Source organism: Nocardia sp. No.11, assembly GCF_038752175.1.
Lineage (GTDB): Bacteria > Actinomycetota > Actinomycetes > Mycobacteriales > Mycobacteriaceae > Nocardia > Nocardia canadensis.
On the sequence record NZ_JBCGFB010000184.1, the window covers coordinates 1 to 7,943 of the forward strand.

A 7,943-nucleotide genomic window follows, 5' to 3' on the forward strand; every position below is an offset into this window, starting at 1 on the left:
TTCGTCGGGGCTTCAGTCAGGGCAAGGGTTCAAACTTTAGCGCAGGCGATCCACCGAAGCAAGTTCGGCGAACAGTGAGCCCGCACACATGATCAGTCAGGCGCTCATCGTCCTACCTCGTTTCCCTGCACCATCCGCCAACCTCGGGAGGCTCAGCAGATCGGCACCGGGTCGGTGTCCGTGTCGCTCTGACTCGAATTAAGTTACGCAGCCGCGAACGCGAAGTCAAATCGCCTGGTAGATGCGGTGTTTCCCACCCCTATCCGACCCGCCCCGCAACCTTCCGCGTCCACCNGCCGCGAACGCGAAGTCAAATCGCCTGGTAGATGCGGTGTTTCCCACCCCTATCCGACCCGCCCCGCAACCTTCCGCGTCCACCACGGAGCCGGCGGCGCCGCAACGCGGCAACCAACCGGCGACGGCGATCCATTAGCAACTGATCAATTGTCCAGGTGAAGTCGATCGCCAAAACTTCCCTCTACCTGCCGACATGACATGGCCCACGTAGACACCACACCCCCTCCGATATACAGTTTCCCGACGTTCAGCAATTCTTCAGTTAACGCTGGGGTGAAAGGAGGCCGAGGTGACGGAGGAACTCGACTCGGTCGAACGTCGCGCCTGGAGCGCGGTGGTCACCCTCGCGATGCGAGTGCCGAGCGCACTCGACTCGCGGCTGCAACGCGAGTTCGGTGTGACCCATTTCGAGTACCGGGTGATGGCGCTGTTGCGCGAGGCGCCGGACCATCGGATGCAGCTGAGCCTGCTCGCCGCCAGGGGGCACGGGTCCATCTCCCGGCTGTCCCATGTGGTGTCCAAGCTGGAACGGGTGGGGTGGGCCAAACGCGCGGCGGCGGAATCGGGGCGCGGGGTGGACGCGGTACTCACCGAGAGCGGGCTGGCCAAGGTGGCCGAGGCGACGCCGGAGTACCTGGTCGCGGTGCGCAGGCTGGTGCTCGACGGGCTCGACGACCCGCAGAAGGCCGAGCTGGCCGCGCTGGGGGAACGGCTCTCCGATCATCTGCTCGACACCCTCGGTGATCCCGACGCCGGCGAACCGACACTCGCCTACTGACCTCGTACGACACGACGCCGCCCCGGTCGATGACCGGGGCGGCGTCGTCGGTAGCGGGAATCAGACGTTGTGCGGGCGCCAGGTGGCCACCGCCCAGATCACCACGACATTGATGATGATGATCAGGATCGACCACCACGGGTAGTACGGCAGCCACAGGAAGTTCGCGATGATCGCGAGTGCGGCGATCACCATGGCCATCACCCGGCCCCAGGTCTGACCGGCCAGCAGGCCGATCGCGACGATCACCGCGATCGCGCCGAGGACGATGTGCCACCATCCCCAGGCTGTCAGGTCGAACTGATAGAGGTACTCGGGACCGACGACGATCAGATCGTCGTTGGCGACAGCCGAGATACCTTCCAGGATCTGCAGGACACCGACCACGGCCAGCAGAATGCCTGCGCCGATGGAGGTTCCTGCCGCGATTCCCTCGCGTACCGGGTGCTGATTCTGATCTGTCATCGCTCGGCCTTCCCGTCTGGTCAACGGATGTGCCACCACGGCACACGCCAACGGTAGGAACCAGACGGGGCCGCGCGCCTCACCCGTTGTGGGTGAACTCGCCTACCCGGTGGATCGGGCGCAGCGTCTTGCCGAGGTCGGTGCGCAGCGTGATCAGCGCGTCGAGCAGGTAGTTCTGTCTGACCCGCCATGGGTGGCGGTCGCCCTGCCGGGGGAAGGCGGCGATCGAGCGCAGGACATAGCCGGCGTTGAGGTCCAGCAGCGGGCGCTCGGTGAGCGAGCGCTTCGGCTCCGGGACGACGGCCGGCACGCCGGTCCGGTCCAGGTGGGCCAGGACCTTGCAGACCAGGCGCGAGGTGAGGTCGGCGCGCAGCGTCCACGAGGCATTGGTGTAGCCGACGCAGATAGCGAAGTTGGGCAGGCCGGTCAGCATCGCGCCCTGCCAGACGAATTGCTCCGACAGCGGGACCGGGGTGCCGTCGACCGCGGGCGCGATCCCGCCGAAGGCGAGCAGCCGCAGGCCGGTGGCGGTGACGACGATGTCGGCGGGCAGGACCTCGCCCGACTCGAGCCGGATGCCCTCGGGCACGAACCGGTCGATCCGATCGGTGACGACGGCGGCCTTGCCCTTCTTCATCGCCTTGAAGAAGTCGGCATCGGGGGCGGCGCACAGGCGCTGGTCCCAGGGGTCGTAGTCGGGGGTGAAGTGTTCGGCGACCAGCTTGTCGTCTTTGAGGATGCGGGTGGTGAGGCCGGTGAGCAGCTTGCGCGCGGCGGCGGGGCGACGGCGGCAGTACTGGTAGAAACCGATGTTGAACAGGATGTTCTTGGTCCGGATCAGCCGGTGCGCGAGCCCGGCGGGCAGCAGGTCGCGGATCTTGTCGGCCTGCTTGTCGCGGCCGGGCACGGCGCTGATCCAGGTGGGGGTGCGCTGCAGCATGGTGACATGCTCGGCCTCGTCGGCCAGCGAGGGCACCAGGGTGACGGCGGTCGCGCCGCTGCCGATGATGACGATCCGCTTGTCGCGCACGTCCAGGTCGGTGGGCCAGAACTGCGGGTGCACGATGGTGCCGTCGAAGTCGGCGCGGCCGGCGAACTCCGGGGCGTGCGGCTGCTGGTAGTCGTAGTAGCCGGCGCAGGTGTAGAGGAAACCGCAGGTCAGGGTGCTCAGTTCGGGACCATCGGGGCCTTCGTGGGCGATGGTGAGCCGCCAGCGCGCCTGCGCCGAGGACCAGTCCGCGCCGATCACCCGGGAACCGAAGCGGATGCGGCGGTCGATGCCGTTCTCCCGCGCGGTCTCGCGGATGTAGTCCAGGATCGAGGCGCCGTCGGCGATGGAGCGGGCCGCGCGCCAGGGCTTGAACGGGTAGCCGAGGGTGAACATGTCCGAGTCGGAGCGGACGCCCGGGTACCGGAACAGGTCCCAGGTACCGCCGAGATCGGCGCGGGCTTCGAGAACGGCGTAGCTGCGGTGCGGGTGTTCGGTCTGCAGCCGGTACGCGGCCCCGATGCCGGACAGTCCGGCGCCGACGATGACGACATCGAGGTGTTCGGGGGCAACGGCGGAGTCGGTCATGGGGTCCAGTGTGCACCCTTCGCTATCCTCGGTGCAGTGTCGATCTTTCGGCGTGCGGGATGGTTGCTCGTCGGCGCACTGGTCATCGTGATGGGGGCGACGTTCGCCGGGTGGCCCGTCTTCGTCAACCCGCAACTGGACCCGCTGCGCCGCGCCGATGTGATCGTCGTCCTCGGCGGTACCCCCTACGAGCGCTTCGACCTCGGGATCGAGCTCGCCCAGCGCGGCTACGCGCCCGAGGTGCTGATCTCGCAGTCCACGGGAGCCGACGATCCGACGATGGACAAGTACTGCGGCGGCCGATTCGCCTTCCGGGTCTCGTGTTTCGTGCCGGACCCGTGGACCACCGACGGTGAGGCACGCGAAATCGTCCGGCGGGCAAAGATTTACGGGTGGCACCACATCATCGTGGTGACCTTCACGCCGCATGTCTCCCGCGCCCGCTACATCGTCGGCCGGTGTTTCGACGGCGAGATCACCATGGTCGCCAGTCCCACCGAATCCGGCCTGGAATTCTGGGCATGGATGTATGTGCGCCAATCCGCCGGGTATGTCCGGGCTTTCGTCAACCAGCATTGTGAGACCTCCGGAAATTCCGCGTCCCGGCTTCTAGAGTGACACCGAGCGCGGCCGGGTGCCGGGCCGCGCTGGTAGCACGGGCGAGAGGACCGCCGATGCTTGTCGAGGACCTGCGCACCGTCGGAGACGACGCGCTGCGCACCCAGATCTGCGTCATCGGCTCGGGCCCGGCCGGGCTGACCGTCGCCACCGAATTGGCCGCGGCGGGTCTGCAGGTCCTGGTTCTGGAGAGCGGGGATCACGAAATCGGTCCCACCGAGCCGGAATTCGCCGCCATCGACAGCGTCGGCGCGCCGCGCCTGCCCCGCGACCGCATCGCGGGCTGCCGGGTGCTCGGCGGCAGCTCACACGTCTGGGCAGGCCGCTGCGGATTGCTCGACGATCTCGACTTCGCCACCCGCCCGTGGGTGCGCCGGTCGGGCTGGCCGCTCGAGGCGACCGCCCTGCGCCCCTATGCCGAGCGCGCCGCCGCGCATGCCGGACTCGGGCACGGCACCGGGTTCACCGATGCCGAGTTCTGGCCGCTGGCCGGGCGTCCGGCGCCCACCCCGCTCGACACCGCGTCGCTGCGCCCGTACTTCTGGCAGCTCAGCCGCGATCCGGTGCAGCGCTTCGCCCCGAAGCGCTGGGGTCCCGCCGTCCGCGACATCGTCGCTCCCACCGCCCGGGTGCTGGTGAACGCGACCGTCACCCATCTCGACACCGATGCCACCGGCGCGCACGTGAATTCGGTCGAGGTCACCGGCGCGGGCGGGCGGGTGCGCACCGTCGAGGCGCGGATCTTCGTACTCGCGGCAGGCGGGATCGATACGCCACGACTGCTGCTTGCCTCGCGACGACGGGTCGCGGGCGGCATCGGGAACCGGTACGACCAGGTCGGGCGCTATCTGATCGACCATCGCAGCGGCGTGGTCGCCACTCTGTCCCCCGCGGCCGCCGGCGCGGCGCTGGCCCGATTCGGCAGGTATGTGGTGCGTGGACCGCGGGGCAAACACACCTACCAGCACGGGGTCGCCCTGTCCCCCGAGGTCCAGCGCGGGGAGTCGCTGCTCAACTGCGCGCTGTGGTTGCAGGAGGTCACCGCGCCCGACGACCCGTGGGACGCTGTGCAGCGGGTGCTCAGCGGGAAGGGCCGCCGGCGCGACGGTCGGATCATGCTGTCCGGCACCGGGCTGCTGCTGGCAGGCGCGCGGCGCAGGCTGATCGACGGGGTCGGGCTGCCGCATCGGCTGACCGGCGTCGAGGTGTGGGCGATGGTCGAGCAGGCGCCCGATCCGGACAGCCGGGTGCGGTTGTCCGAGCGCACCGACCCGGTGGGTATGCCGCTGCCCCAGGTGGATTGGCGTATCGACGCGCGTGAGGACGCCACCGTGCGGCGGGCGGCGGCGCTGCTGGTCGCGGAGTTCGCGCGGCTCGGGCTGCCCGCGCCGGAGCTCGTGCCCGCGGCCCGGCCCGGCAGTACCGAGCCGCTGGCGCTGGCCGATCGGGCGCACCCGAGCGGGACCACCAGGATGTCGGCCGATCCCCGGCACGGGGTGGTCGACCGGCAGTGCCGGGTGCACGGAGTGGACAACCTCTACATCGCGGGCAGTTCGGTGTTCCCGACGAACGGGCATGTCAACCCGACGCTGACCGTGCTCGCGCTGGCCGTGCGCCTGGCCGACACCCTGCGCGCCCGCCTCTGATCCGGCCGCGTCACGGACTAGGCTGACCGGGTGCAGGACTCGTCACCGACCTCCCATCCGCACGAACCGCACGCGGAAGGTCTCGCGTCGCGGTTGAACTGGCTGCGCGCCGGCGTGCTCGGCGCGAACGACGGCATCGTCTCCACCGCGGGCCTGGTGGTCGGTGTCGCCGCGACGACCAACAACGCGCACACGATCCTCACCGCGGGCGTGGCGGGTCTGGTCGCGGGCGCGATCTCGATGGCCGCGGGCGAGTACGTGTCGGTCAGCACCCAGCGGGATTCGGAGAAGGCGCTGCTGGCCAAGGAGCGCAGGGAACTGGCCGAGGATCCCGAGGCCGAACTGGCCGAGCTGACCGGCATCTACGAGGCCAAGGGGCTGAGCCCGGCGACCGCGCGCACTGTCGCCGAGGAACTCACCGCCCACGACGCGTTCACCGCGCACGCCGAGGCCGAACTCCGGCTCGACCCCACCGAGCTCACCAATCCGTGGGCCGCGGCGGGCTCCTCGGCGGTCGCGTTCACCTGTGGCGCCCTGTTGCCGCTGCTGGCGATCGTGCTGCCGCCCGCCTCGTGGCGGGTGCCGGTGACCTTCGCCGCGGTGCTCGTCGCGCTGGCCGTCACCGGGTCGGTGAGCGCGCAGCTCGGTGGCAGCCATCGGGGCAGGGCGGTGCTGCGGGTGGTGGTCGGCGGCGCGCTGGCCATGGCTGTCACCTACGCGATCGGGATGCTCACCGACACACTGGGTGGGTGAGACGGCTCAGCGGGTCGGCCCGAGGTCGAGCCTGCGGGTGACACGGTCGACGACGTCGGGCGGCATGCCGGGTTCGCGGCGCGCGGCCTGGGCCTCGCGCCTGCCCGCCTCGATGACGGCCAGGCGGACGGCGCGCATCTGGGAGGCGAGCTTGCGCTCCTTGTCGAGGGTGGCCTTGGCGTCGGCGTCGGCCGCTTCGGGGTCGGCCTTGGCCGAGAGGTGGCGCAGGGTGTCCTTGATGTCCTCGTAGACGTCCTCGGGCAGGTCGTCGCGGGCGGCGATCAACTTGAGCTCGGCGAGTTCGGCCCGCACCACTCTCGTCCACAGCTGCTGCTCGACGGCGCGCTCCTGCCGGGTGTCGGCGTGCACGCCGGTGATCCGGACGATCAGCGGCAGGGTCGGGCCCTGCACGAGCAGGGTGAACAGCACGACGGCGAAGGCGACGAACAGGATCTCCGAGCGGGCGGGGAAATCGGCGCCGGAGTCGACGGTGAACGGCACGGCAAGGGCCAGCGCCACGGTGGCCACCCCGCGCATCCCGGCCCACCAGGTGACGACCACCTCGCGCCAGGTGAACGGCTCGTCGGTGTAGCGCCGCAACCGGGTGCTCACCGCCCAGGTGACCAGCAGCCAGGCCAGCCGCAGCCCGACGACGACCGCGATGACCGCGGCGGTGACCCCGGCCAGCGAAGACCAGTCGTGCCCGGTGGTGTCGATGACCACGCGCAGTTCCAGGCCGATCAACGCGAACGCGAAACCGGTGATCAGCATTTCGGCGATGTCCCAGAACGCGTCGGCGACCAGGCGGTAGTCGCGATCACCGATCTCGGTCACCGCGTCGGTCAGGTACAGCGCGCAGACCAGCACCGCGAGCACGGCCGAGCCCTCCCAGTGCTCGGCGACGCCGTAGGCGACGAACGGCAGCAGCAGGCTCAGCGCCACCTGACCGGTAGCGTTGTCGAGGTACATGGTGAGCTTGCTGCCCACCCAGCCCAGGACCAGGCCGACCACGAGACCGACCACCGCGGCGAGCACGAAGTCGCCGAGCGCGTGCCACGGCGAGAACAGGCCGGTCACCACGGCCTGGATGCCGACGGTGTAGATGACGATCGCGGTGACGTCGTTGAACAGGCCCTCCCCGCCCAGGGTGACGATGAGCCGCCGGGGCAGGCCGAGCCTGCCCGCCATCGAGGTCGCCGCGACCGGGTCGGGCGGGGCGACCAGCGCGCCGAGCACCAGCCCGGCCGCGACGGCCGTCGCCGGATTCCAGGCGTGGAACACCGCGGCCACCGCGACGGCGGTGACGATCACCAGACCGACCGCGCGTAACGCGATGATCTGCCAGTTCTCCGCGAACTGCCGCCAGGAGGTGCGCCGGGCGGCGGCGTAGAGCAGCGGCGGGAGTACCAGCGGCAGGATCAGTTCGGGCGGGATGTTCAGGCTCGGGACGGCGGGGATCAGCGCGAGCAGACAGCCGAACACCGTCATCAGGATGGACGGTGCGATCCCCACCCGGCCGCCGAGCGATTCGGCGAGCACCGTCACGAGCAGGATCACCAGAGTGAGCACCAACTGGTCCATAGCGGATCAGTCTCACCGACGGTGACGACGCGCGGCGGGCGACCCGCCGCCCGTCACGGCAGTACGGCCGCGGCGGGCGGAACGAAGATCGGCGGCAGCGGGAACGGCAACTGGATGACCGGCGGCGGTGGGGGCGGCGGCGGAGGCGCCGGTGCGGGCACCGGAATCGGCTCGGGTTCGGGCGGGGGCGGCGGCTCGTAGACCGGCGGCTCGTAGGCCGGGGGTGGCT

General features: G+C 70.1%; 7 protein-coding genes. 4 read left to right on the plus strand and 3 right to left on the minus strand.

What is annotated here, in order from left to right:
• Positions 1–586: 586 nt before the first annotated feature.
• The gene (locus V8688_RS30160) at positions 587–1,075 is read left to right on the plus strand and encodes a transcriptional regulator (RefSeq protein ID WP_218715903.1); all 489 of its coding nucleotides are present in this window, start codon (positions 587–589) and stop codon (positions 1,073–1,075) included.
• Positions 1,076–1,135: 60 nt separating this feature from the next.
• Here V8688_RS30160 and V8688_RS30165 read toward each other — a convergent pair whose 3' ends face one another.
• Both V8688_RS30165 and V8688_RS30170 read right to left on the minus strand, forming a co-directional pair.
• On the minus strand, positions 1,136–1,540 hold the full coding sequence (locus tag V8688_RS30165) for a hypothetical protein (RefSeq protein ID WP_218715904.1): 405 nt from the start codon (positions 1,538–1,540) through the stop codon (positions 1,136–1,138).
• 79 nt (positions 1,541–1,619) lie between these two features.
• On the minus strand, positions 1,620–3,116 hold the full coding sequence (locus V8688_RS30170) for an NAD(P)/FAD-dependent oxidoreductase (protein ID WP_342802221.1): 1,497 nt from the start codon (positions 3,114–3,116) through the stop codon (positions 1,620–1,622).
• A 90-nt stretch (positions 3,117–3,206) separates the two neighbouring features.
• On the opposite strand from V8688_RS30170, the gene V8688_RS30175 reads away from it, so the two are divergent.
• From V8688_RS30175 to V8688_RS30185, 3 genes are read left to right on the plus strand one after another with little or no spacing between them, the layout of a single operon-like run.
• Positions 3,207–3,734, plus strand: a complete 528-nt coding sequence (locus tag V8688_RS30175) for a YdcF family protein (RefSeq protein ID WP_342802223.1) — start codon at positions 3,207–3,209, stop codon at positions 3,732–3,734.
• A gap of 56 nt (positions 3,735–3,790) precedes the next feature.
• Positions 3,791–5,380, plus strand: coding sequence for a GMC family oxidoreductase (locus V8688_RS30180; RefSeq protein WP_316573748.1), 1,590 nt, complete (start codon positions 3,791–3,793; stop codon positions 5,378–5,380).
• Positions 5,381–5,410: 30 nt separating this feature from the next.
• The gene (locus V8688_RS30185) at positions 5,411–6,133 is read left to right on the plus strand and encodes a VIT family protein (RefSeq protein ID WP_316573747.1); all 723 of its coding nucleotides are present in this window, start codon (positions 5,411–5,413) and stop codon (positions 6,131–6,133) included.
• A gap of 6 nt (positions 6,134–6,139) precedes the next feature.
• On the opposite strand, the gene V8688_RS30190 is transcribed toward V8688_RS30185, so the two are convergent.
• On the minus strand, positions 6,140–7,714 hold the full coding sequence (locus V8688_RS30190; RefSeq protein ID WP_342802222.1) for a Na+/H+ antiporter: 1,575 nt from the start codon (positions 7,712–7,714) through the stop codon (positions 6,140–6,142).
• Between the last annotated feature and the right edge of the window lie 229 nt (positions 7,715–7,943).